21 protein-coding genes and 3 tRNA genes are annotated in these 24,936 nt (G+C 41.2%); 23 read left to right on the forward strand and 1 reads right to left on the reverse strand.

What is annotated here, in order from left to right; all coding sequences use genetic code 11:
* Positions 1-20: 20 nt before the first annotated feature.
* From BN53_RS04230 to alr, 6 genes are all read left to right on the forward strand, one after another.
* Positions 21-1,637 carry a glycoside hydrolase family 13 protein gene (locus tag BN53_RS04230; protein WP_009559680.1) on the forward strand — a complete coding sequence of 539 codons (1,617 nt, stop codon included), beginning with the start codon at positions 21-23 and terminating at the stop codon, positions 1,635-1,637.
* Between the two features lie 105 nt (positions 1,638-1,742).
* Entirely contained in the window at positions 1,743-1,988 is a 246-nt protein-coding gene (locus BN53_RS04235; protein WP_009559681.1) for a type B 50S ribosomal protein L31, read from the forward strand.
* Between the two features lie 124 nt (positions 1,989-2,112).
* The gene (locus tag BN53_RS04240) at positions 2,113-3,480 is read left to right on the forward strand and encodes a UDP-N-acetylmuramoyl-tripeptide--D-alanyl-D-alanine ligase (protein ID WP_009559682.1); all 1,368 of its coding nucleotides are present in this window, start codon (positions 2,113-2,115) and stop codon (positions 3,478-3,480) included.
* A gap of 11 nt (positions 3,481-3,491) precedes the next feature.
* The gene (cshA, locus tag BN53_RS04245; RefSeq protein WP_009559683.1) at positions 3,492-4,964 is read left to right on the forward strand and encodes a degradosome RNA helicase CshA; all 1,473 of its coding nucleotides are present in this window, start codon (positions 3,492-3,494) and stop codon (positions 4,962-4,964) included.
* Positions 4,965-5,051: 87 nt separating this feature from the next.
* Positions 5,052-5,408, forward strand: coding sequence for a holo-ACP synthase (gene acpS / locus BN53_RS04250; protein ID WP_009559684.1), 357 nt, complete (start codon positions 5,052-5,054; stop codon positions 5,406-5,408).
* A complete protein-coding gene (gene alr, locus BN53_RS04255) occupies positions 5,408-6,538 on the forward strand; it encodes an alanine racemase (RefSeq protein ID WP_009559685.1) in 1,131 nt (376 codons plus the stop codon). The genes acpS and alr overlap by 1 nt, the downstream gene beginning before the upstream one ends.
* A 54-nt stretch (positions 6,539-6,592) precedes the next feature.
* Here the strand turns inward: alr and cbpA are convergent, their stop codons facing one another.
* A complete protein-coding gene (gene cbpA / locus BN53_RS04260) occupies positions 6,593-7,306 on the reverse strand; it encodes a cyclic di-AMP binding protein CbpA (RefSeq protein WP_009559686.1) in 714 nt (237 codons plus the stop codon).
* A gap of 209 nt (positions 7,307-7,515) precedes the next feature.
* On the opposite strand from cbpA, the gene pth reads away from it, so the two are divergent.
* From pth to BN53_RS04350, 17 genes are all read left to right on the forward strand, one after another.
* Positions 7,516-8,073: an aminoacyl-tRNA hydrolase gene (pth, locus tag BN53_RS04265; RefSeq protein WP_040537330.1), complete on the forward strand. Its 558-nt coding sequence runs from the start codon at positions 7,516-7,518 to the stop codon at positions 8,071-8,073.
* Between the two features lies 1 nt (position 8,074).
* Positions 8,075-11,566 (forward strand): transcription-repair coupling factor, encoded by a 3,492-nt coding sequence (gene mfd, locus BN53_RS04270; protein ID WP_009559688.1) that lies wholly within the window; start codon positions 8,075-8,077, stop codon positions 11,564-11,566.
* A 7-nt stretch (positions 11,567-11,573) separates the two neighbouring features.
* Complete coding sequence (locus BN53_RS04275; protein ID WP_009559689.1) at positions 11,574-11,816, forward strand: RNA-binding S4 domain-containing protein; 243 nt, start codon at positions 11,574-11,576, stop codon at positions 11,814-11,816.
* 32 nt (positions 11,817-11,848) lie between these two features.
* Positions 11,849-12,229: an FtsB family cell division protein gene (locus tag BN53_RS04280; protein WP_009559690.1), complete on the forward strand. Its 381-nt coding sequence runs from the start codon at positions 11,849-11,851 to the stop codon at positions 12,227-12,229.
* Positions 12,230-12,595, forward strand: coding sequence for a S1 RNA-binding domain-containing protein (locus BN53_RS04285; RefSeq protein ID WP_009559691.1), 366 nt, complete (start codon positions 12,230-12,232; stop codon positions 12,593-12,595). It begins immediately after the preceding gene.
* 51 nt (positions 12,596-12,646) lie between these two features.
* Entirely contained in the window at positions 12,647-13,900 is a 1,254-nt protein-coding gene (gene tilS / locus BN53_RS04290) for a tRNA lysidine(34) synthetase TilS (protein WP_040537322.1), read from the forward strand.
* 84 nt (positions 13,901-13,984) lie between these two features.
* Positions 13,985-16,081 carry an ATP-dependent zinc metalloprotease FtsH gene (gene ftsH / locus BN53_RS04295; protein ID WP_009559693.1) on the forward strand — a complete coding sequence of 699 codons (2,097 nt, stop codon included), beginning with the start codon at positions 13,985-13,987 and terminating at the stop codon, positions 16,079-16,081.
* Positions 16,082-16,127: 46 nt separating this feature from the next.
* Entirely contained in the window at positions 16,128-17,000 is an 873-nt protein-coding gene (hslO, locus tag BN53_RS04300) for an Hsp33 family molecular chaperone HslO (protein WP_009559694.1), read from the forward strand.
* 81 nt (positions 17,001-17,081) lie between these two features.
* Complete coding sequence (gene dusB / locus BN53_RS04305) at positions 17,082-18,107, forward strand: tRNA dihydrouridine synthase DusB (RefSeq protein ID WP_009559695.1); 1,026 nt, start codon at positions 17,082-17,084, stop codon at positions 18,105-18,107.
* Positions 18,108-18,122: 15 nt separating this feature from the next.
* Complete coding sequence (gene lysS, locus BN53_RS04310) at positions 18,123-19,625, forward strand: lysine--tRNA ligase (protein WP_009559696.1); 1,503 nt, start codon at positions 18,123-18,125, stop codon at positions 19,623-19,625.
* Between the two features lie 724 nt (positions 19,626-20,349).
* Entirely contained in the window at positions 20,350-21,000 is a 651-nt protein-coding gene (locus BN53_RS09265; RefSeq protein ID WP_133286435.1) for a garvicin Q family class II bacteriocin, read from the forward strand.
* Between the two features lie 42 nt (positions 21,001-21,042).
* Entirely contained in the window at positions 21,043-21,369 is a 327-nt protein-coding gene (locus BN53_RS04325; RefSeq protein WP_009559699.1) for a bacteriocin immunity family protein, read from the forward strand.
* 68 nt (positions 21,370-21,437) lie between these two features.
* A tRNA-Gly gene (locus BN53_RS04330) sits at positions 21,438-21,509 on the forward strand.
* A 77-nt stretch (positions 21,510-21,586) separates the two neighbouring features.
* A tRNA-Gly gene (locus tag BN53_RS04335) sits at positions 21,587-21,658 on the forward strand.
* 42 nt (positions 21,659-21,700) lie between these two features.
* Positions 21,701-21,774 (forward strand) — tRNA-Pro (locus tag BN53_RS04340).
* Positions 21,775-21,887: 113 nt separating this feature from the next.
* The gene (locus tag BN53_RS04345; protein WP_009559700.1) at positions 21,888-22,343 is read left to right on the forward strand and encodes a GAF domain-containing protein; all 456 of its coding nucleotides are present in this window, start codon (positions 21,888-21,890) and stop codon (positions 22,341-22,343) included.
* A gap of 39 nt (positions 22,344-22,382) precedes the next feature.
* A complete protein-coding gene (locus BN53_RS04350) occupies positions 22,383-24,881 on the forward strand; it encodes an ATP-dependent Clp protease ATP-binding subunit (protein WP_009559701.1) in 2,499 nt (832 codons plus the stop codon).
* The last annotated feature ends 55 nt before the right edge of the window (positions 24,882-24,936 follow it).

Below are 24,936 nucleotides of genomic sequence, written 5' to 3' on the forward strand. Positions count from 1 at the left end.
TTTATGGAGGTTTTTTGCTTATGACTCCTTGGTGGAAGAGCGCAGTTGTTTATCAAGTTTATCCTAAATCATTCCAAGATAGTAACGGTGATGGAATTGGTGATTTAAAGGGTATTACTTCAAGATTGGACTATTTAGAAAAATTAGGCATCGATGCTATCTGGTTATCGCCAGTATACCAATCTCCAGGCGTTGACAATGGCTATGATATTTCAGACTATCAAGCAATTGATCCACAATATGGCACGATGGAAGATATGGAAGAATTGATTGCCAAGGCAAAAGAGCACCATATTAGAATTGTGATGGATTTGGTAGTTAACCACACTTCGGATCAACACAAGTGGTTTATCGAAGCTAAGAAGAGCAAGGACAATCCTTACCGCGATTACTATGTTTGGCGCGATCCGGTTGATGGACATGAACCTAATGATCTTGAATCTACTTTCTCAGGTTCTGCTTGGAAGTACGATGAAACAACTGGTCAATACTACTTGCACTTGTTTGCGGATGCTCAGCCCGACCTTAACTGGGAAAATGCTGACTTGCGTCAAAAGATCTACGATATGATGAACTTCTGGATCGATAAGGGTATCGGCGGCTTTAGAATGGACGTAATCGATTTGATCGGCAAAAAGCCCGACCAAAAGATCACCAACAACGGTCCAATGCTTCACCCATACTTGCAAGAAATGAACCGTGCAACTTTTGGTGGCAAGGATTTGATGACTGTTGGCGAAACTTGGGGTGCGACTATTCCAATTGCTAAGGAATATTCCGATCCAGACCGAGATGAATTATCAATGGTCTTCCAATTTGAAAATCAAGGTTTGGATCAACAAGCAGGCAAGTCTAAGTGGGACTTGCGTAAGCTTGATTTGGGCGAACTAAAGCAAGTCTTAGTCAAATGGCAAACAGAACTTGACTTCAATCATGCTTGGAACAGTTTGTTCTGGGAAAACCATGACATCCCTCGCGTAATTTCTCGCTGGGGCAACGATCAAGAATACCGCGTTCAATCAGCTAAGCTCTTTGCGATTGTCTTGCACTTGATGCACGGTACCCCATATGTTTATAACGGCGAAGAAATCGGCATGACTAACTACCCAGTTAGCGATATTAGCGAAGTGTCCGATATCGAAAGTCTCAACATGTATCATGAACGCATCGCCCAAGGCTATGATCCAAAAGAATTGATCAAGGCAATCAACACCAAGGGCCGCGACAATGCTAGAACGCCAATGCAATGGACTGCTGGTAAGGAAGCTGACTTTACCACTGGCACGCCATGGCTTCACGTCAACCCTAACCATGACAAGATTAACGTAGAAGCAGCTTTGGCAGATCCAGATTCAATTTTCTACACTTATCAAAAATTGATTAAGCTTCGTCATGAACATGACATTGTCGTTAATGGCGCCTTTGAACTTATTCCTAGCCAAGACGAAGTTTTGGCATATTACCGCATCCTTGGCGATGAAAAGTGGCTAGTAGTTGCCAACTTCTCTGATCAAGAGCAATCCTTGTCACTAGCTGATGAAATTGATTCTGCATTGGTTTACAATTATCAAGCACCAAGAGATTTATCCGCTTTAACTCTTAAGCCATACGAAGCTTTTGCAGTCATTGTCAAATAAGTTCAAGTTTATATTGAATTTTTTGCTTGAAGATGGTATCATAGCTAACGTTAATCGATTAATCTATGGTCTGAAAGATGACTATGGCAAAAGGAGAAATGAATTATGCAACAAGGTATTCACCCAGACTATCAAAAAGTAGTTTTCATGGACTCAGCAACTGGTGCTAAGTTTTTAGCAGGTTCAACTTTGAGCTCAAAGGAAACTGTAGATTTCGAAGGTAATACTTACCCATTAATTCGTGTTGAAATTTCTTCAGATTCTCACCCATTCTACACTGGTAAGCAAAAGTTTGCTGCTGCAGATGGTCGAATCGAAAAGTTCAACAAGAAGTATGGTTTGAAGAAGTAAAACCGGCGATCTGGTGGAAGGCAGTCCCATTAGGGGCTGCCTTTTTTTGCAAGTTTATTTGGCAGATAGATTGAAAGAACGTATAATAATTTCTGTAAAATTTTGTTAATGGGAGTTAAGACTAATGAAAATGCAACTGGCAGAAATTGCCAAAGCTTTAGATATTACGTGTGAAGGCAATAAGGAGCTAGAAGTTACTTCAGTTGCCTTCGACTCTAGAAAAATTTCAGCCGGCGGCCTCTTTGTTCCGCTTGAAGGTGAGCGTGATGGACATGATTTCGTTGCTAGTGCCATCGGTAATGGCGCAGTAGCCACTTTCTGGAAACAGGGACACCCTAACAAGCCTAAGAATATTGCAGTATTGGAAGTTAAGGATCCGCTTAATGCGATGCAAGAACTTGCTCGCTACTATTTGCAAAAAGTTAACCCTACTGTAGTAGGAATTACTGGCTCTAACGGCAAGACTACCACCAAGGATATGGTGGCGGCTGTTTTGGCTAAGAGATTCAATGTTCATAAGACTCAAGCTAACTTCAACAATGATATCGGTGTACCTCTAACGATCTTAGAGATGAAGCCGAATACTGAAATTTTGGTTTTGGAAATGGGAATGGATCGTTCAGGCCAGTTGCACCACTTAAGCGAATTAACTCATCCAGATGTCACAGTGATCACTATGATTGGGGAAGCTCACATCGAATTCTTTGGCAGCCGCGATAAGATTGCAGATGCCAAGATGGAAATTACTGATTTCTTACGCGAAGATGGCGAGTTTATCTATAATGGGGATGAACCATTATTAGCAGAAAGAGCCCAAAAATTAACCCAATCAAAGGCAACTTTTGGCTTTAACAATAACGACACTGTGTATGCAACTGATTTTAGAAGCTACAAGCACCATGCAACTTTTAAAGTAAATAACTCTGACCAGAAGTTCTCAATTCCAATGATCGGCAAGCACAACATTTCCAATGCCATGGCAGCTTTGAGCGTTGGTCGTCATTTTGGCGAAAGCGACGAAGAAATTGCTGCTTCACTGGCTAACTTCACGCCAACTGCTAACCGAATGGAATGGGAAAAAGGCGATGTCGGCGAAGATATCATGAGCGATGTCTACAACTCAAACCCAACTGCCGTAAGAGCTGTACTTACTAGTTTTGGTCAAATTGAAATGCCTAACGGCGGCCAAAGAATTGCCGTTTTGGGCGATATGCTTGAATTAGGCGAGCAAAGTGCAAGCTTGCATGCAGGCTTAGCTGATAGCTTGGACCCACAAGTAATCAATGACGTTTACTTGTTTGGCGACGAGATGAAGAATTTGTACGAAGTTTTACAAGCTAAATATGATCAGGCACATTTGCACTACTACGATCCTGACCATATGGAATTAATGATTAATGATTTGAAAAATGAAATTAAGCCGGATGACATCGTGGTTTTGAAGGGCTCCCACGGCATGCACTTAGAAAAAGTAGTTGACCGACTTAGATAGGGGATAATTGAGTGAAATTTTCTGAATTAGGATTAAATGATGCGTTGTTAAAGGCAATTAAGCGATCAGGGTTTGAAGAAGCAACTCCGATCCAAGCCGAAACTATCCCGCTAGCTCTAGCTGGCAAGGATGTAATTGGCCAAGCCCAGACTGGTACGGGTAAGACAGCAGCTTTTGGTTTGCCAATTTTGCAACAACTTGAAAAGCACAATAAGTCAATTCAAGCAATTGTTGTTGAACCAACTAGAGAATTGGCAATTCAGACTCAAGAAGAGCTATTTCGTCTAGGACGTGACCAACATGCTCACGTTCAAGTAGTTTACGGTGGGGCTGATATTGGTCGTCAAATCAAGGCCTTAAAGCATGCACCAGCAATTTTGGTTGGTACTCCAGGTCGTTTGCTTGACCACTTGAAGCGCAAGACCATCGATTTAAGCGGAGTTAAGACTGTTGTCTTGGACGAAGCTGACGAAATGTTAGACATGGGCTTTATTCAAGATATCGAAAGTATCTTTGAATATGCAGAAAACCGCAAGCACACGCTTTTGTTCAGTGCAACCATGCCTAAGCCAATTTTGAAGATTGGCGAAAAGTTTATGCACGATCCTGAGATTGTTCGCATCAAGGCTAAGGAATTAACTGCCGACTTGATCGATCAATACTTTGTTCGTGCTAAAGAAGCAGAAAAATTCGACATTATGTGCCGTTTGATTGACGTACAAGGTCCAGAACTTGCGGTGGTCTTTGGACGAACTAAGCGTAGAGTTGATGAATTGACTCACGGCTTGCAAGCTCGCGGCTACAATGCTGCCGGTATTCACGGCGACTTGTCGCAAGCTAGAAGAATGAGCGTATTGAAACGCTTCAAGTCAAGCAAGCTTGATATTTTGGTTGCAACTGATGTGGCTGCGCGTGGACTAGATATTTCTGGCGTAACGCACGTTTATAACTACGACATTCCACAAGATCCAGATTCATACGTTCACCGGATTGGTCGTACCGGTCGTGCCGGACAAAATGGTATTTCCGTAACTTTTGTTACGCCAAATGAAATTGGCTACATGCGGACAATTGAACAATTAACTAAGAAAAAGATGTCACCACTTCGTCCACCAACAGATGATCAAGCCTTGCATGGCCAATTGAAGATTGCCAAGGCTGAAATTGAAAAGTTGCTTGGTGGCGATTTGAGCAAGTATGAAGAAGATGCCAATGAATTGCTAGACAATTATTCAGCAGTAGATTTAGTAGCAGCCTTCTTGAAGAACTTGTCCAAGGACTCAACTGAAGTCAAGGTTAAGATTACGCCAGAAAAGCCTTTGCCTTACAAGGGAACTGGACGAAATCACCGCGGCGGCCGAGGAGGACGCGACAACAATCGTCGTCATGGTCGCTTTAACCGCAATTTTGATCGCAACGAACGTCCAAGAACTAGACGCGGTCACGGCAATGGACACGACTTTGTGATCAAGAACAAGAAATAGTTGAATAAAATTTGATTTAAGATGAGGGATTGTAAGTTTTACAATCCCTTTTTTGTACTATAATGCTTAACAGTGAGGTGAAAGGGATTGATTAAAGGTGTTGGAATTGATGCAGTTGAAGTTGACCGCATCAAGAAGATAGTTGATCGGGGCGATAGTTTTGCTAAGAAGGTCTTAACTGAAGCCGAATTTGAGCAATATCAAAAGTTGACTGGCAAACGCAAAGTCGAATATCTAGGTGGCCGTTTTTCTTTGAAAGAATCATTTTCTAAGGCAATGGGCACAGGCTTAGGCAAGTATATCGGCTTTCAAGATGTTGAGACGCTCTGGGATGACTTGGGACACCCGGTTATGACCTCGACTAAGTTTGATGGGAAGATTTTTCCAAGTATTACTCACGATAATCACGAAATAATTACATTCGTTGTGTTGGAGGAAAATTAATGATAGCAGGAATTCATCGACCAGCTGAAGTTCACGTAAACTTGGCAGCTATTGAAGCCAATATTACTAACGAAATGAAGCATTTGGAGCCAGATCAAAAGCTCTTCGCCGTAGTTAAGGCTAATGCCTATGGGCACGGAGCAGTTGAAGTGGCTAAAGTGGCTTTGAAGGCTGGGGCAAGTGGCTTTTGCGTGGCAATTTTGGATGAAGCTTTAGAGTTAAGACAAGCAGGAATTGTTAAGCCAATCTTGGTTTTAGGGGTAGTATCGCCAGAATATGCTGATTTAGCCAGCGTTAACGATATTTCTTTGACTGTGCCAAATCTCGACTGGCTAAAAGAAGCAGAAAAAGTCTTGCAAAAAGAAGATTTGCAATTGAAGATTCATCTTGGCATTGATTCAGGCATGGGCAGAATTGGCTTTAATGAGGATGAAGAATTTATTGCAGCCAATAAGTTTTTGGAAAGCAATCCTAACTTCTTTGTGGAAGGGATGTTTGCGCACTTTGCTTCTGCAGATAGCAACGATGATACTTACTTTAAAAAGCAAGTAGCCAAGTTTGAACATATGAAGAGTTTGTTGACGCTTAAGCCAAAATGGATTCATGTCGATAACACTGCAGCCAGCATTTTCAACAAAAAAATCCACAGCGATTTGGTTCGCTATGGAATTGGTATTTATGGCTTGAATCCATCTTCAAATCCAGCTAGTCCAGACCTTGAGCCAGCTTTTGAATTAAAGCCAGCTTTATCATTTGTCAGTGAATTGACTCACGTCAAGACAATCCATGCTGGCGATGGGGTAGGCTATGGTTCAACTTTTGTGGCTGATCAAGATACGATTATTGGAACAGTTCCAGTGGGCTATGCCGATGGTTGGATTAGAAAGTTCCAAGGCTTCAAGGTCAAGGTTGGCGATGAATATTGTCCGATTGTTGGCCGAGTTTGCATGGATCAATTTATGGTCAAATTGCCTTACAAGATGCCAGTTGGCAGCAAAGTGGTCCTTATTTCAGATGATCCAGCTGCACCTAACAGCATTAAAAAGGCAGCTGATTATGTCGACACGATTCATTATGAAGTTGCGTGCCTCTTAGATGATCGCTTGCCAAGAAAATATTTCTACAAGTAGAAAAAACGACTAGATTGCACATTGCTGTGATCTAGTCGCTTTTTATATCTTTAATTATTCAGCTTCTTCTTCAGGCTTTTTGATAAAGACGCCAGGATTTTCATCGCTCATGATGTTCATTCCAGCTTGCAAGTCTTCAATTTCAGAAACAACAAAGCCCTTCTTTTGCAAACGGTCAACGACTGTGTGTAAAGTTTCTTCAGAAACGCCAGCTGGCAAAGTGAACAGTGTGCGACGAACGAAGTCGCCGTTAAGTTCGCCAGCTGCAGCATCCAAAGTCATAACGCTTGCCATGTTGGTGTATTTAGAAATAGTCTTAGACATTTTTACCAAGTTACCACGAGTGTTGTCTGACAAAACAGTCAAAACGTATGAACCGTTTCTGATGTTCCAAGCATCTGACAACATGTCCAACAAGCGTGAGTGAGTTAAGATACCGTAGAACTTGTTTTCTTCGTCAAGCACTGAAATGTAAGGCAAGTCCTTGATGTTGAAGAAAACTTTGAAGAATGGAGAATTAACCTTGATAGTCTTGGTTGCGTTCTTCAATAGGTAAGTTACAGGTAAAGTCATATCCCCACCTTGTGACTTGTGACGATAAATGTGCATCTTGTAGATGTTGCCGCGGAAAATTGTTCCAGTGTCGTCGAGGATTGGCACACAACGGTAGCCAGAATCTTCAAGCACTTGCAAAGCTTCTTCAAGAGTAGCTTTTTCATTGACAGTTGTTAGATAATCCTTCTTACGAACTAATGATTTGATTAGCATGAGCTTGCCTCCATAAATGAATTTTTATCAAGTAATTATAGCATAAAAACGGCGTAAATTAAATATAAATTAAATTGATTGACACAACTATATTCTAGCAGGAAGTCGACTAAGTTAAAAGTCCAAGCAATTAACAGCCTCAGAATCTATAAAAGAGTCAACTTGTGTTAGAATTAATGAGATTAACTAGAAAGAGAGTAATTAATTCAATGAAAATTATTGCAGGTCTTGGAAATCCAGGTGCAAAGTATGATCGCACCAAGCATAATACGGGTTTTATGGCTTTAGAAACCTACTTAAAGAAGAATAGTTTAACTTTAGATAAAAATAAATTTGAGGGTCTTTGGACCAAATTCCGAGTAAATGGCGAAGATGTCGTTTTGCTTGAACCACAAACTTTTATGAATGAATCTGGTCGCTCAATTTCGCAAGTGGCTAATTTTTTTAAAGTGGACCCAGAAGATATTTTGGTCATTCACGATGATATGGACATGCCAATTGGCAAGATTCGCATCAGAGCTAATGGTAAGTCTGGTGGTCATAACGGCATCAAGAGCATCATTCGCGATTTAGGAACAGAGAAGTTCAATCGTTTGAAGATCGGTATCCGTCACCCAGAAAAAGTTAGCGTAGTATCTTGGGTATTGACTCCATTTAACAAGGAGCAACAAGAGTTGATGGATCAAGCTTTTGAAGCTAGCGTAAACATTATTGATGATTTTATTGCTGGCCGCGATAGTCAGTATTTGATGAACAAGTATAACTAAAATGCAATTACAAGATTTTCTGGAAAAAGATCAAGAACTGATCAATTTCATTAGTCAAAGCAAACAATACAAAAACTCAATGATCACTGGCGCCAACGCCGGTGCTTTTAGTCTGCTCTTAAAAAGCTTGGTTGAAAATAATCAAGCGGTGATTCTGCTAGAAGAAAACGAACATAAGGCCCAAAACCGCTATGCAGAGTTGAGCAATCTGCTAGCAGATGATCAGGTGGAGATTTTTTCAATTGATAGCACCTTGGCAACGCAGAGTGCCGTGGCTTCAGCTGATGAATTAAGCAATCGAATCAAGAGTTTGAATCTATTGCTTACTCGCAAGGCGGGAATTGTGATTACTACCCCGCAAGGCTTGCAGTATCCCTTATCGAATCCAGAGAATTTTAGCCAGGCCAAGCGCAAATTTAGCGTGGGGATGGAGTATGAGCTAAGTGAATTGACTCAGTGGCTAGTTCGAGTGGGCTATCATAAGGAAGCTCTGGTTGCTAAAGCAGGCGAGTTTGCTTTAAGAGGTGATATCCTTGATATTTACCCACTAGACTCAGAAAATCCAGTTAGAATTGAATTTTTTGGCGATGAGATTGATACAGTCAAAGAATTCGACCTAGCTACTCAACTGTCCAAGCGAGAAATTGATGATATTTGGGTTGGTCCTGCCTTGGACCGGGTCTTTTCAAAGGAAAGCATCTCTCAAGCTGCTAAGCAAATTGCTAAAGAAGTAGCCGAAGCTGAAAACGTGGACGCAGCCAAGAAGCATTTTACCCAGACAATTGACTTGCTTAATACTGGTGCTTTGCCAGATGATTATGCCTTTTTGGTTGACTATCTGCTCAAAGATCCAAGCAACTTGCTAGCATATTTGGCTGGACCGGGTTTGATTTTTATTGATGATTTGCCTTTGATTAGACAGGCAGTTGAAGCAGTCGACAAGCAAAATGGCGCCTTTATTGCCGAAGAGCAAAAGCTCGGCGCTATGCTTGCTAGTCAAAAGTTGCGCCTAGATTTTAATCAGGTGATAAATGCGGACAACCACCACCGAATCTATTATTCAGTCTTTCAGCGCAGCTTAGGCCGGGTTAGACTAGGCCAGCTATTTAATTGGAATACCCGCGAGCCGGAACAATTTTTTAGTCAGATGCCACTAATTAAGGCTGAGATTGATTCTTATTTGCAAGCTGGACAAACCGTGATCGTGCAAGCCGATAATGAAAAAAGGGCCAGCCAAATGAAAGAAACGCTGGCAGATTTTGACTTAGTTGCTCCAATCGTTTCTTCAGATCAGCTTTTAGCTGGGCAATGCCAGATCCTAGTAGGAAACTTTAGCCAAGGTTTTAATTTGCCAGCTAGCAAGTTGATCTACTTGACTGAGCGAGAACTATTCAATAAGCGCGTTCAGCGCAAGAAGGCAATCCGCACCTTAGAAAATGCCCAGCGCTTGCGCAATTATACTGAATTGAAGCCTGGCGACTATGTAGTTCACGTCAACCACGGAATTGGTCGTTTTGAAGGAATTCAGACTTTAGAAAATAACGGAGTAAAGCGCGACTACATTACCATTACTTATCAAAAAGGCGACCAGCTCTTTGTTCCAGCTGATCATTTGCGCTTGGTGCAAAAGTATGTCGGCTCTGAAAGCAAAACGCCCAAAATTAACAAACTTGGTGGTAGCGAATGGGCTAAAACTAAGCGCAAGGTTCAATCCAAGGTAGAAGATATTGCCGATGAATTGATTCAGCTTTATGCCAAAAGAGAAGCTGAAAAAGGTTTTGCTTTTTCGCCAGATGACGACCTTCAAAGACAATTCGAAGACGCCTTTCCATATGTCGAAACTAATGACCAACTGCGCTCAGTCAGAGAAATCAAGGCCGATATGGAAAAGCCAAGGCCAATGGACCGACTAGTGGTTGGAGATGTTGGCTTTGGCAAGACTGAAGTGGCGCTTAGAGCAGCCTTTAAGGCGGTGCAAGACAACAAGCAAGTTGCCTTTTTGGTGCCAACGACTATCTTGGCCCAGCAACACTATGAAACGATTTTGGACCGCTTCAAGGACTTCCCAGTCAATGCGGCCTTGCTGTCAAGATTCCAATCAGCTAGCGAGTCCAAGAAGATTATTGAAGGCTTGAAAACTGGCAAAATCGATGTCGTAGTTGGTACGCACCGAATTTTATCAAAAGACGTTAAGTTCAAAAACTTGGGCTTATTGATTGTTGATGAAGAGCAGCGCTTTGGCGTTAAGCATAAAGAACGACTCAAGCAGCTTAGAGCCAATATTGACGTTTTGACCTTGACGGCTACGCCAATTCCGCGGACTTTGAACATGTCGATGGTTGGAGTTAGAGATTTGTCAGTGATGGAAACTCCGCCTAAGAACCGCTATCCAATCCAAACTTACGTAATGGAAGAAACTGAAAGCGTGGTTAGGGATGCCTGCTTAAGAGAAATGCAGCGCGATGGCCAGATCTTCTTTTTGCATAACCGGATTGGAGATTTGGATGATGTGGTTTTGCGCTTGCAAAAATTGCTCCCAACGGCCCGGATTGCTTCAGCTCACGGCCGAATGAGTCAGCATCAGCTAGAAGATGTCTTGTATCGCTTTTTGAATCGGGAGTTTGATATTTTGGTAACGACTACCATTATTGAAACGGGTATCGATATGCCAAATACTAACACCATGATCATTGAAGATGCAGATCATTACGGCTTAAGTCAGCTCTATCAGCTTAGAGGACGAATTGGCCGTAGTGCCAGATTAGCTTATGCATATTTTCTTTATCAGCCAAACAAGGTGCTGACAGAAGTCAGCGAAAAAAGGCTGGAAGCTATCCGCGACTTTACTGAACTTGGGTCAGGCTTTAAGATTGCGATGCGAGATTTGTCCATTCGCGGTGCCGGCAATATGCTCGGAGCCCAGCAGCATGGCTTTATTGATAGCGTTGGGTATGATCTTTACTCTCAAATGCTTGAAGACGCGATCAAGGAGCGCAAAGGCAAAAAGAAATTGCGCCAAACTGACACCCAGCTTGATCTTGGCTTAGAAGCCTATATTCCAGAGTCTTATATTGCCGATCAAGAAGAAAAAATCGAGTTTTACAAAAGAATTAAGAGTATTGATAATCAGTCCGAACTTGATAAAATTGAGGATGAGTTAATCGATCGTTTTGGAGATTATCCAAAGGCAGTAGAGATGCTACTTCAGCTAGCCAAGATTAAATTAGAGGCAAATTACGCTCAAGTGAAGTTGATCTCTAAGCTAGCAAAAGATCGAATTAAGGTCGAATTTGATGGACCAGCTTCGCGCGAATTAGAAGGGCCGAATATTTTTAAGGCATTGGAACACGTTAACTTAAAGGCTAGAATCAATCTTGCGCCAAACAAGGACTTGATTGTCTTGCTCGATGTTCCAGATAAGGTTAACAGTCGCATGCTCTTTAAAGAGCTTAATACCTTTTTAGAAGCAGCAAGCGACATTATACAAAGGTAGGTAAGAGATGAGAGTTGATAAGTTTTTAAAGATTTCCCGATTAGTCAAAAGAAGAACCGTTGCTAAGGAAATGGCTGATCAAGGTAGAATTAAAGTTAATGGTCGAGTAGTTAAATCAAGCTATGATGTCAAGATTGATGATATCATTGAAGTAGGTTATGGAACTCGTCAAGTTAAGGCTAAGGTCTTGGATTTGCGCGAGACCACGAAAAAGGCTGAAGCAAGCGATTTATACGAGCTCGTTGATTAATTTTTAAGTAATTGTGAGTAGGGGGGATGCAAATGAGCAAATTGAGAGTTGTCAGACAAAATGAATACGGTGCCCCTAGAAGGTTTGATGACGAAGAGCGGATGCGTTTGCGTCAAAAGCAAATCGAAAAACGCAAGCATAAGGCGCGTCGTGCCAAGATAATTGGCTTTTTCTCCATCCTCTTCGTTATCTTGGGGATTCAAATCGCCATCAAAACGGCTCAAACAAACCGGATCAGACAAGAAGTTCAAGCTTCTAAAGTCACTTTAGCTAAGCTAAACAAAGAAAAAGAAAAGTTAAATGACAAGTATGTGGACTTGAAGGATCCAGATTATGTGGCGAAGTTGATCAGATACCGCTTCTATTACTCTAAGCCAAACGAAACAATTTATAACGTACCCGAGGGCAAGTAAATGGCGAAATATCAAGTTGGAGAAAGGGTTACGGGAGTAATCAACAATATAACTGATTTAGGAATCTTTGTGACTTTGGATGCTAGAAAGTCAGGCTTGATTCATCATAGCGACTGGGACGGTAGTTGGCCTAGCCAAAGGGGACGCTACCGGATTGGGGATGAGATTAGAAGCGTGATCGTTCATGTCAATAAAGGCAAGCTAGGTTTATCGCTTGCTAGAATCAATGATCCGGATTTGATCGATCCGACTAATCAATACACCCAAGTAAAAGCAGCCGATTTTGCCAAAGTCTTGAATCAAACTTCTGCTAAGGCAAAAAAGGCTATTTCAGACTTAGAGCAAGTTTTAGAAGAATATAGATAGGCAAAAGGCAGACTAGTCAAAAGATTAGCTGCCTTTGTTTTTAGGAAAGAAATGGATTTAAAGAAGTTTTTTCAAATGCATAATTTGCCATTAGCGCATAAGAAGCTAGTGGTTGCTAGTAGCGGTGGGCCAGATTCGATGGCTTTGACGCATTTATTAATTGAATTAAAAAAAGACGTGCAGTTTGATCTTTTCGTGGCGCATTTTGACCATCAATTGCGCCAAGATTCTATGAAAGAATCAGATTTATTGCAGGCATATTGCCAAAGTCAGAACTTGCCCTTGATTGAGGGCAGATGGCAGCACGGTCAAATAACTAGCGGCCTTGAATCAAGGGCAAGAGCTGCTAGATACGACTTTTTAAAGCGGGTCATAGATCAAGTTCAAGGCGATTATTTATTAACGGCCCATCATAATGATGATCTGTTGGAAAATATATTGATCAAGCTAATTAGATCAGGCAATCCAGCCGAGATGAACTCCTTGCAGGCTGTCAGCAACTGGCAGGGGGTTAAATTGCTTAGGCCATTGCTGGCTTTTGTCAAAGATGATTTGCTAATGTATGACCAGCAGCATCATTTGCCTTATATCGAAGACGAAACTAACAAAGAAGACGATATCTTGCGCAATCGCTTAAGACATCATGTTTTGCCACTGCTAAAAAAAGAAAATCCGCTTTTAGCTGACAACGTTTTGCGCTTTAGCCAGCAGATGAATCTGTTGACTGATTTAGCCAAAAAGCAAATTGATCATTTACCACTAAGTCAGCCATTTTTAGGTAGCTTTCGCATTAAAGAGGATGCCTTAGCCAATCTTTTGCCGAATGAAAAAAGCTACTACTGGCAAAGGCAAGTCTGGTATTATCGAAAAAGGCATATCGGCTTTGATCTGCGCGGCTGGCAGCTTTATTCTTACCAAGGATATGAATATTTGCTTGCTGGAGGGCAAAATCTGCCCCAAGAAAAGGCAATGATTAAGTTGAATGAAAAATTTGAATTTTGCAATGAGCAGTTTGTCTTAACTAGTGAGATAATGGAAGGAGAGCTGGTTGATAGCTTCTATGCAGAAGGCGAATGTTTTTGGGTTGGATCTTTGCCATCTGGCAGCAAATTGCCATTGAAAAATGGCCAGCATGCCAAGGCTAAGAAGATGTTTGCTCGAGCAGCTATCCCGCTTCAATTAAGAAATCGCTGCTTGAGCGTATTTGATGAAGATGATCAGGTGCTTTTTGTTCAGTATGCTTATCGCAACCAGAGAATTACTGCTGCAAGCCGAAAAATCTACCTTTATCGAATTTTTTCTTAGATCTTGTTAAAATATTAGAGCTAAACGCGTATTTGTGTTAAACTTTTAGGCGTATATCTTATATAAACTTTGCGGAGGTTTTATATGAAAAATAACCGGAATCGGCTATTGTCAAATGGCCTTTTCTATATAGTTGTGTTCCTTTTACTCCTATGGGGAATCAACTGGGCACTAGGCGGAAGTGGCAACTCATCAGGTAGTCAAAGTATTTCCTACTCTGAATTTGTCAGTGACTTGCGCCAAGGCAAAGTTAAAAACTTTAGTGTTCAGCCTGCAAATGGCGTTTATGTTGTTTCAGGTAGTTACAAGAAAGCACAAACAACAAAGAGTCAAAAGAACAGCAATTTCGACTTCTTTAATGGTAGCACTAGCCAAAGCGTGACACGTTTTACTACAACGATGTTACAAAATGATTCTAGCGTATCAACTGTGCAAGACTTGGCACAAAAAAATGATGCTCGGATGACTACCCAAGGAGAGTCGCAATCAGGCAATTGGATTTCGACCATTGTCATGCTCGTTCCAACTATCCTGTTTATTGTGATGCTTTGGATGATGATGAACCAAGGCGGAGGTGCTCGCGGCAATGGCGGCATCATGAACTTTGGTCGTTCACACGTCAAGCCTGAGGATCCAGCTAAGAACAAGGTACGTTTCTCAGATGTTGCCGGTGAAGAAGAAGAAAAACAAGAATTAGTCGAAGTAGTTGAATTTTTGAAGAATCCATCCAAATACACTAAATTGGGTGCAAAGATTCCATCAGGTGTCTTATTGGAAGGCCCTCCCGGAACAGGTAAGACTTTGCTTGCTCGTGCCGTAGCTGGTGAAGCTAACGTTCCATTCTATTCAATTTCTGGTTCAGATTTCGTGGAAATGTTCGTCGGTGTTGGTGCTAGTCGTGTACGTGACTTGTTTACTAATGCTAAGAAGAACGCTCCAAGTATTATCTTTATCGATGAAATTGATGCCATCGGTCGCCGTCGTGGCAACGGTATGGGCGGAGGAAACGACGAACGCGAACAAACTTTGAACCAATTGCTAGTTGAAATGGATGGTTTCCAAGGCGATGAAGGCGTAATCGTTATTGCCGCTACTAACCGTTCAGACGTTTTGGACCCTGCTTTGCTTCGTCCAGGTCGTTTTGACCGTAAGGTTTTGGTTGGTCGTCCAGATGTTCGCGGCCGTGAAGCTATCTTGAAGGTTCACGCTCGCAACAAGCCTTTGGCTAGCGATGTTGACTTGAAGGAAGTTGCTCGTCAAACGCCAGGTTTCGTTGGTGCCGATTTGGCCAACGTTTTGAACGAAGCTGCTTTGGTAGCTGCTCGCAGAAACGGTAGCGAAATCACTGCTTCAGATATCGATGAAGCTCAAGACCGCGTCATTGCTGGTCCTGCTAAGACAGATCGAATTATTTCTGAACAAGAAAGAAAGAGAGTCGCTTTCCACGAAGCAGGTCACTCAATCTGTGGTTTGGTTCTAAGCGATTCAAGAACTGTCCGCAAGGTTACCATCGTTCCTCGTGGCCGTGCTGGTGGATACAACATCATGCTTCCTAAGGATGATCAATTCATTTTGACTAAGAACCAATTGTTTGAACAAATTGTTGGTTTGATGGGTGGTCGTGCCGGTGAAGAAGCAACTATTGGCGACAAGTCAACTGGTGCTTCAAACGACTTCGAACAAGCAACAGCTATTGCTCATAGCATGGTAGTCAACTACGGTATGACTGATGCTTTGGGTATGGTTGAACTTGAAAAAGAAGGCGAAAACCAATACGGTATGAAGCCATACAGTGAAGCAACTGCAGCCAAGATCGACGAAGAAGTTCGCAAGATCTTGGATGAAGCTCACGAAAAGGCGCTTGAAATTGTTCGCGACAACAAGGAAAAGCACAAGTTAATTGCGGATGCTTTGCTCAAGTACGAAACTTTGAACGAAAAGCAAATTTTAGCTTTGTACCAAACTGGCAAGATGCCTGAAAAAGACGATGAAGAATATCCTAGCGAATCAAAGGCTTCAACTTACGAAGAAGCTAAAGCTGCTGCTGAGAAGAAGGAAATTCAAAAGGCTGAAAAGAAAGAAGAACCAGTTGAACCAGAAATTACTAGTTCTTCATCAGAAGACTTGGATGAACCTGATACTCAAGTAAAGCCAAATGAAGATGACACTAAGGACGAATAAGAAAATAGAGCCTAGTTGGGCTCTATTTTTATAGGTGAGAATATATATGACAGATTATTTAATTAAAGCAATTGATAAAACAAAGAATTTACGACTTTTGACAGTTTATGCTAAGGACATGGTAGCTGAAGCTCAACGTCGGCACGACACTTGGTCAGCTTCATCTGCTGTATTAGGCAGAACAATGATTGGTGGTGTTTTGCTAGCAGCAGCTGGCCTAACTGAAGGCCAAGAATTGACGGTTCGCTTGCTTGGTGATGGTCCAGTTGGTCCAACTGTTGTAACAGCTAAGGCGGATTTGACAGTTAAGGGTTACTTGAGAAACCCACATATTGCCTTGCCACCTAAGCCAAATGGCCACATCGATGTCAAAAAAGCCGTCGGTCAAGGCTGGCTTGAAGTAACTAAGGATATTGGCTTAAAGCAGCCTTACACTGGCGAAGTGCCAATCACTTCAGGCGAAATCGGCGAAGACTTCACTTATTATTTAGCTAAGTCTGAACAAATTCCTTCTGCAGTTGGGGTATCGGTTTTTGTTAACCCTAACAATACGATCGCAACGGCTGGTGGTTTTATGCTTCAAGCCTTGCCAGGAGCTAGCGATAGCTTAATTGAAGAAGTGACTAAGAGAATCAATGACTTGCCTGCTTTGTCAACCGCCTTTATGGATGGTATGACGCCAGAAGATTTGGCCAAAAAGATTTTGGGCGATGATTGCAAGATCCTTGAAAAAGATGACGTGGCCTTTAAGTGCGATTGTTCAAAAGAAAAGTACAAGAACATTATGGCAACTTTGGATCGCGCCCAGCTTAAGGAAATGATCGAGGAAGATCATGGAGCAGAACTTACTTGCAACTTCTGCGGCCAAAAGTATAATTTCAGCCAAGCAGAATTGGAAGAAATTTTGAAGAATCGTTAAAAGAGGATAATCAAATAAGCAATTATTTTGTGATAAGCAGCTTTTTTGTTACAATGTTTAGGTATTTGAAAGGATGATTTGGTGGATAACAGTTGGAAGATTCGCGAAATCACCATTCCTAATCGAGTTGTTGTCGCTCCAATGGCTGGGGTTTCGAATTCAGCCTTTAGAGTTGTCTGCAAAGAATTTGGTGCTGGTTTGGTAGTTTGCGAAATGATCTCTGATCATGGAATTATTTATCAGAATAAAAAAACCTTGGAAATGTTGAAAGTTGATCCTAGTGAACACCCAATGAGCATTCAAATTTTTGGTGGGACAGAGGAAACTTTGCTTCAAGCTGCTCAGTATATCGATCAACATACCCAAGCAGATATTATTGATATCAACATGGGATGCCCAGTTCCTAAAGTAACCAAGACTGATTCTGGTTCAAAATGGCTACTTGATGCCAACAAGATTTATCAAATGGTGCACACAGTTGTGCAAAACGTATCTAAGCCAGTTTCAGTTAAGATGCGTTTAGGCTGGGATACCAAGCATATTTTTGCTGTGGAAAATGCCTTGGCTGCTCAAGAAGCAGGAGCATCAATGCTAGCAATGCACGGCCGAACAAGAAAGCAAATGTACCAAGGCCAAGCTGACTGGGAAACTTTGCATGATGTAGCTAATGCCTTGGATATTCCTTTTGTAGCTAATGGCGATATTACAACGCCAGAATTAGCCAAAAAGGCCCTAGACGAGATTGGCGCAACTGCGGTAATGGTTGGCCGCGCTGCTTTAGGTAATCCTTGGATGCTTAAGGACATGGTGCATTATCTTGAAACAGGCGAAAAGTTGCCAGAACAAACAATTCGTGAAAAAATTGAAACAGCTAAGCATCAGCTTGATGGCCTAGTTGAACTTAAGGGCGAAAGAATTGCTGTACCTGAATTTAGACAACAAGCTGCTTATTATTTAAAGGGAGTTCCCCGTTCTGCGCGTACTCGTGCTAAAATAAATGAGGTTTGGACGCGACAAGAAGTTTTCGATTTGTTGGATAATTTTGCTGACGAATATGAAAAGCATCAAAAAGAGCGTGAGGCTATGAAGGCAGCCTTAAACAAGTAATGGAGGAAGAAAACATTGGCAAAGAACGAATTAAATGACCAATTGATTGCTCGCCGTCAAAAGATGGAAGAGCTTCGTGAAGATGGTATTGAACCATTTGGTGTTAGAAAGTACGACCGTACTGATTTAGCAAGCACTTTAGACGAAAAGTACTTAGCTGAAGACAAGGATGAATTGAACGAAGATATGCCTAAGACCAAGGTAGCAGGTAGAATGCTTGCTAAGCGTGGTAAGGGTAAGGTTGGTTTTGCAGATATTTACGACCGTACTGGCAAGATTCAAATCTACGTACGTAAGGATATCGTTGGCGAAGATAACTACAAGATCTTCAAGAAATCAGATATTGGTGACTTCTTGGGTATCGAAGGCGAAGTGATGAAGACCGACACTGGCGAATTGACTATTCGTGCACAACACGTTACTTTCTTGTCAAAGGCTCTTCGTCCATTGCCAGATAAGTACCACGGCTTGAAGAATGTTGAACAAATTTACCGTCAACGTTACCTTGACTTAATCACTAACCGTGAAAGCTACATGCGTTTTGTTCACCGTACGCAAATTATTCAAGCTATCCGCGACTACTTGAACAAGCGCGACTTCTTAGAAGTTGAAACTCCAGTTTTGCACAACATCCCTGGTGGTGCTGAAGCTCGTCCATTTATTACTCACCACAACGCTTTGGATATTAGCTTGTACATGCGTATTGCTTTGGAATTGCCTTTGAAGCGTTTGATCGTTGGTGACATGGAACGTGTTTATGAAATTGGTCGTGTCTTCAGAAACGAAGGTTTGGACACTCGTCACAACCCAGAATTTACTGAACTTGAAACTTATGCAGCTTACTGGGACTTCCATGATGTAATGGATGAAGCAGAAGGCATTATTAAGGCAGCTGCTAAGGTTGTTTCTGACGATGCTAAGGTTGTTTACCAAGGTACTGAAATTGATTTAGGCAAGCCATACCGCCGCGTACACATGGTTGACTTGATCAAGGAAAAGACCGGTGTAGACTTCTGGAAGGAAATGACTGACGAAGAAGCTAAGAAGATTGCTGAAGAACACGGCATTCACTGCGAATCATTCTGGAAGGTTGGACATGTAATCAACGCCTTCTTTGAAGAATTCTGTGAACACACTATTGTTGACCCAACTTTCGTTTACGGTCACCCAGTAGAAGTTTCACCACTTGCTAAGAAGAATGCGGATGACCCACGCTTTACTGACCGTTTTGAAATCTTCATCATGGGTTCAGAATACGGCAATGCCTTCTCAGAATTGAATGATCCAGATGATCAACGTGAACGTTTCGAAGCACAAATGGCTGAACGTGAAGCTGGTAACGATGAAGCAGATATGATCGATGAAGATTACCTTCGCGCAATGGAATTCGGTATGCCTCCTACAGGTGGTTTGGGTATCGGAATTGACCGTTTGGTAATGCTTTTGACTGATGCTCCAGCTATTAGAGATGTTTTGTTGTTCCCAACAATGCGTCCTGAGAACTTTGATAACGAATAATTTTGAAAATCCCTTGCTTTGGCAGGGGATTTTTTGTAGGTAAGAAAAATGGAATTAGTGACTCTGACTGTTATTGGACTTAACTTCATAATTAGCGTGATTTTTGACTATAGCTGCTTTTATACGATTTCAAGAGTGCATTTTAAGAGTAAGGATCTATGGCTGCTGGTATATTTTATTTTTGGTTTAGAAACTGAGCAGATAAACAAGTGATTTTAGGGGCTGTTTTGCTAATTGCTAGCATTGAATGAACTGATCAATTTGTTAATTAGTATCTTGCAAATAGGGCAGGCATATTCGACAAGCGGGATATTAATCTCTGAAATAAGCAATATGGTTTTGCTAGCAATAGTCATGACAGTGATTTATTGGAAAAAAGATACTATCTTTAGACTATTGTCAGATAAGGTAGATAAGAGTGCATTTTTTATTGTTGCTTATTTTTATCTTTCGATTGAACTTTTTTCGTTAAGAAATGGTAATGATAAATGTAAAATGATTGAAATGTTTTTGTAATAAGAACTATAATACTTGCAGTAAGTTGAAAAAGCGGGGGGAGTGAGCTGTATAAGTTTTAGGCTCGAAAAAATATCTATAAAGATGAATTTATTATATTCATCAAGAGATTTTCAATGGATTATAGACTTATAATTTCAATTGAGTGAAGATGATTATCTTTCTTGATAAAATATTTGATCGAGATTATCAATGTTGGTATAAAATAATGAAAGATAAAAAGAAAAAGGTGTGGATTATGATAAGCGGTAAAATGTTGAATAAAATTGTAGTGGCATCTGTAAGCACTGCCTTATTTATGGATATGAGTATTCTTCCGGTGCAAGCAGCGGTTAGCCAAGAAGCTATTGATCAAACAAAAATCTCAAGTACTTTGGCTAATAGATTGGATAGCTATGTAAAAATCGAAGAAGGTAAGTTTGTATTAGATATCCCATCGAATAGCGGTTTAGATCAGACTCAAATAGATCAAGCAAAAGATATCATTGAAAAAGCTAATTCTAAACTACAGGAAGAAAATGTTGAAGTTGAATCTGAATCCTTAGACGATTCAAATCAGGATTTAGATAATCAAGATCAAGCTCATTCTGTTTTTGGAAATATATTTATGGCAAGATCCAAGAAAAAACATCATAAATCAAGTTCGAGTTCGATGCCAAAATATATTATTCCGGAAGCTAATGGATATGGTTATAGAAGTAAAAATGGCAAGTGGCATTATGTTGTAACCAAGAGTCCATTTGAAGCAGCTTTTGGTGTTGCGCTTCATGGCTGGGAATCAGCCTTGGGCGGAGGATGGATCTCGGGACAAGAAAATGCACCAGCGTATAAAAACTTTATTAATGGAAAATATAGGTAATATTCAAATAAGTTTTAATACCTAATTATGGAGGTTAACGAAATGTTTTTTGAACATAAAAAAGAAAATCAAGATGACGATGGTAGAACTCTTTTACTTTCGCAACTAATCGATGCAATTTATGAAGATATGCCAGATGATGAAAGACAAGTTGTGCTAGATGCAAAGAGAGACCTTGAATCAGGTGCATATCTTGGAAAGGTTATGCGTGATATTCGAATAGGACTTGAACCATATGCAATTAAAGGTCAATTATCACCTACAACTAAGTTGATTTTTAACAATATTACTAAGGCAGCCAACCAATCCTCAACCACTGGTTCAGGTATTGGAATGGTCTTTGGCACAATGCTTGGCGGGGGTCATTAATTAAATTGAAAAAAATCACAAAAAATGTTTGCAATCTCAAAAATGTTTGCTATAATATTTTTTGTATTGCGGAAGTAGTTCAGTGGTAGAACACAACCTTGCCATGGTTGGGGTCGCGGGTTCGAATCCCGTCTTCCGCTTAGGATTTGTTTTCAATCCTAAGCTTTAAAAAAGGGCTTGCAATCTATAAGTTGTTTGCTATAATAATATCTGTATCGCGGAAGTAGTTCAGTGGTAGAACACAACCTTGCCATGGTTGGGGTCGCGGGTTCGAATCCCGTCTTCCGCTTAAGAAAGAAAAAACTCGCCTGATGGTGAGTTTTTTTGTTATCGGGAAATGGCTCAGCTTGGTAGAGCGCTGCGTTCGGGACGCAGAGGCCACGGGTTCAAATCCCGTTTTCCCGACTGCTAGTCTGCGATGGCAAATGCTGTCGTGGACTTTTTCTTTGGTTGTAATTAATAGCCAAGTAGCCGATGGTTTGTTATAATTGATCAAACTTGAAGAAAGGATCAGGCAAATGACAGCAATGAACGAAGAAGATTATAAGTTGTTGGTTAAGCAGGTTGAGAGTTTATTAGATGGAGAAAGCGATTGGATTGCTAATACCGCTAATGTTTCAGCCTTGCTTTTTGATCAATTGAGCAATGTCAATTTTGCTGGCTTTTACCGTTTTGAAAATGGTGAATTGATTTTAGGACCCTTCCAAGGCAAGCCAGCCTGTGTGCACATTGCTTTAGGAAAAGGTGTCTGTGGAACGGCAGCTCAAAATGAAGCAACAGTCATTGTACCTAACGTACATGAATTTGCTGGTCATATTGCCTGCGATAGTGCTTCTAATTCAGAGATTGTTGTCCCAGTTTTTAAAGATGATAAATTATGGGGAGTTTTAGATATTGATTCTCCTAAGCTTGAAAATTTTGCTCAAGTAGACAAAAAATATTTAGAACAAATTAGTAAGTTATTGTTTGCATAAATTAGATATATTAGTTAAAGGTCATAAGGTGGGATTTGTTTGGATATTTCATACAGTAATAGTGCAAATCAAGTATTAGAGATTGCTCGTCAGCAAGCACAATATTTTCAACATCGAATGATTGGAACAGAGCACGTGCTCTTGGCGATGATCATTGAGTCAGATGGGGATGCTGGCAAGGCGCTTCGTTCATGGGGACTTACTCCTTCTGCGGTAAGCGACGAGATTGAGCGTTATACTGGCTACGGTTCAGCTGCTAAGGCCAATTACATCGAAATGTCTCCTAGATTAGCGATGGTGCTAGATTTTGCTAGAAGAAGTGCCAATGAATCTTCCAGCGATGAGATTACGACCAGTCATATCTTGCTGGGCTTGATTGCTAATGAGCAGATTTTGTCAGCTAAGATTTTGCTTAACTTTAATGTTGACCTAGATCAATTGAGATCAGACTTAGAGGAAAACATCAACTTTTTCCAAGCTGGCCAAGAAGATAATGCTCCGCAAAGATCTAGATATGGTCAAGCTGGTGGTCCTACTAGAAACACGGGCAAGCGTTCTACAACGCCAACTTTGGACCGGGTAGCGATTGACTTGAATCAACGGGTAAAAAATGGCGAAGTTGATCCAGTGATTGGTCGCGATAAGGAAATTAAGCGTGTAATTCAAATTTTGTCTCGCCGCACAAAGAATAATCCAATGCTTATTGGTGAGCCAGGTGTTGGTAAGACTGCGGTAGCAGAAGCAATTGCAACTGAAATCGTCAACAAGAGAGTACCGGCAGATTTGCGTAATAAACGAGTAATGACCCTGAACATCGCTAACATGGTAGCTGGAACCAAGTTCAGAGGCGAGTTTGAAGATCGCATGCGCAAGATGCTGCAAGAAATTGCTCGCGATGGCAAGGTGATTTTGTTTATCGATGAAATGCACACCTTGATCGGTGCCGGCGGGGCAGAAGGGGCAATTGATGCCTCCAATATTTTAAAGCCCGCTCTAGCTCGAGGCGATTTACAAATGATTGGGGCTACGACTTTTGACGAATATCAAAAATATGTCGAAAAAGATCAAGCCTTGGCTAGACGCTTCCAGCAAGTGCGCTTGAATGAACCAAGCACTAAGGATACTTTGAACATTTTAACCGGTTTGCGTCCAAAATACGAAGAATATCACCACGTAACAATTAGCGACGAAAGTTTGCAAGCAGCGGTCAATTTATCAACGCGCTACATTGCAAGTCGCTATTTGCCAGATAAGGCAATCGACTTGATCGATGAAGCTAGTGCAGCCGTTAAAATTAAAAACAATGCCGGCAGAAGCGACCGTCTAGATCAATTCAATGATCAATTAAAGAAAATCATCGAGAAGAAGAATGCTGCAGCAGCTAGTCAAAACTTTGTCGAAGCAGCTAAGTTGCAAGAAATGCAGAACAATTTGAATTTGCAACGCAATGATTTAGCTGAAAAATTGCACCAAAAAGATGCCGGCAAGGCAGTTGTGACTCCTGAAGATATTGCTGTGGTCGTTTCATCTTGGACTGGCGTGCCAGTAACGCAAATGAAAACTAGTGAAACCAAGCGTTTAGCTCAACTGGAAGAGATTTTGCATCAAAGAGTCATTGGCCAATCAAAAGCTGTGTCAGCTGTGGCTAAAGCAATTAGACGTAGTAGAAGTGGCATTAAAGATGAACGCCGGCCAATTGGTTCATTCTTATTCTTAGGACCAACTGGTGTTGGTAAGACTGAATTAGCTAAGGCAGTTGCTCATGCAGTCTTTGGCTCAGATGCCAACATGATCAGAATCGACATGTCAGAATACATGGATTCTATTGCCAGCAGCAAGTTAATCGGTTCAGCTCCTGGATATGTTGGCTATGAAGAAGGCGGTCAATTATCCGAACAAGTTCGTCGTCATCCTTACTCAGTTATTTTGCTTGATGAGGTTGAAAAGGCGCACCCAGATGTCTTCAATTTGCTATTGCAGGTTTTAGATGAAGGATTTTTGACAGATTCCAAGGGTCGAAAGGTAGACTTTAGAAATACAATCATTATCATGACTTCTAACTTGGGCTCAAGAAGCTTATTTGAGACTAAGGCAGTCGGCTTTACCGCTGACAGCAATGCTCAAGCAAACTTGCGCGAAGACAAGGTTAAGCAAGCTTTGAAGCAATTCTTCAGGCCGGAATTTTTGAACAGAATTGATGGTACGATTGTCTTTGATCAATTATCAGAAAAAGAGTTGCGCGAAATTGTAACCTTGTTGACCAAACGTTTGGTTGATCGCTTGGAGGCTAAGGGCATTACTTTGAAGATTTCAAGAGCAGCCTTAGATAAGATTGCTAAAGATGGCTATGATCCAGAAAATGGTGCTAGACCGCTTAGAAGAACAATTCAAAACGAAATCGAAGACGAAATCGCCAGTATGCTGATCGATGGTGCCGTAAGTAAGGGCGACATCATTAAGATTGGTGCTAGTCGCGACAAGTTGAAGTTCGATCTTGTCAAAAAACAAAGCAAAATCAAGGAAGCTGTAGAAGTTTAACCTTGACGTCAAAGCTTATAAATAGTATAATATTGCCTGATTTAAAAGGCTGAAT

The organism is Lactobacillus pasteurii DSM 23907 = CRBIP 24.76, from assembly GCF_000297025.1.
Taxonomy (GTDB): Bacteria; Bacillota; Bacilli; order Lactobacillales; family Lactobacillaceae; genus Lactobacillus; species Lactobacillus pasteurii.

Bases quoted from the DNA above. Each gene is read 5' to 3' on its own strand.
- BN53_RS04230 (WP_009559680.1), top strand. From the start codon at position 21: ATGACTCCTTGGTGGAAGAGCGCAGTTGTTTATCAAGTTTATCCTAAA.
- BN53_RS04235 (WP_009559681.1), top strand. From the start codon at position 1,743: ATGCAACAAGGTATTCACCCAGACTATCAAAAAGTAGTTTTCATGGAC.
- BN53_RS04240 (WP_009559682.1), top strand. From the start codon at position 2,113: ATGAAAATGCAACTGGCAGAAATTGCCAAAGCTTTAGATATTACGTGT.
- alr (WP_009559685.1), top strand. From the start codon at position 5,408: ATGATAGCAGGAATTCATCGACCAGCTGAAGTTCACGTAAACTTGGCA.
- cbpA (WP_009559686.1), bottom strand. From the start codon at position 7,306: ATGCTAATCAAATCATTAGTTCGTAAGAAGGATTATCTAACAACTGTC.
- pth (WP_040537330.1), top strand. From the start codon at position 7,516: ATGAAAATTATTGCAGGTCTTGGAAATCCAGGTGCAAAGTATGATCGC.
- mfd (WP_009559688.1), top strand. From the start codon at position 8,075: ATGCAATTACAAGATTTTCTGGAAAAAGATCAAGAACTGATCAATTTC.
- BN53_RS04275 (WP_009559689.1), top strand. From the start codon at position 11,574: ATGAGAGTTGATAAGTTTTTAAAGATTTCCCGATTAGTCAAAAGAAGA.
- BN53_RS04280 (WP_009559690.1), top strand. From the start codon at position 11,849: ATGAGCAAATTGAGAGTTGTCAGACAAAATGAATACGGTGCCCCTAGA.
- BN53_RS04285 (WP_009559691.1), top strand. From the start codon at position 12,230: ATGGCGAAATATCAAGTTGGAGAAAGGGTTACGGGAGTAATCAACAAT.
- tilS (WP_040537322.1), top strand. From the start codon at position 12,647: ATGGATTTAAAGAAGTTTTTTCAAATGCATAATTTGCCATTAGCGCAT.
- ftsH (WP_009559693.1), top strand. From the start codon at position 13,985: ATGAAAAATAACCGGAATCGGCTATTGTCAAATGGCCTTTTCTATATA.
- hslO (WP_009559694.1), top strand. From the start codon at position 16,128: ATGACAGATTATTTAATTAAAGCAATTGATAAAACAAAGAATTTACGA.
- BN53_RS09265 (WP_133286435.1), top strand. From the start codon at position 20,350: ATGAAAGATAAAAAGAAAAAGGTGTGGATTATGATAAGCGGTAAAATG.
- BN53_RS04325 (WP_009559699.1), top strand. From the start codon at position 21,043: ATGTTTTTTGAACATAAAAAAGAAAATCAAGATGACGATGGTAGAACT.
- BN53_RS04345 (WP_009559700.1), top strand. From the start codon at position 21,888: ATGACAGCAATGAACGAAGAAGATTATAAGTTGTTGGTTAAGCAGGTT.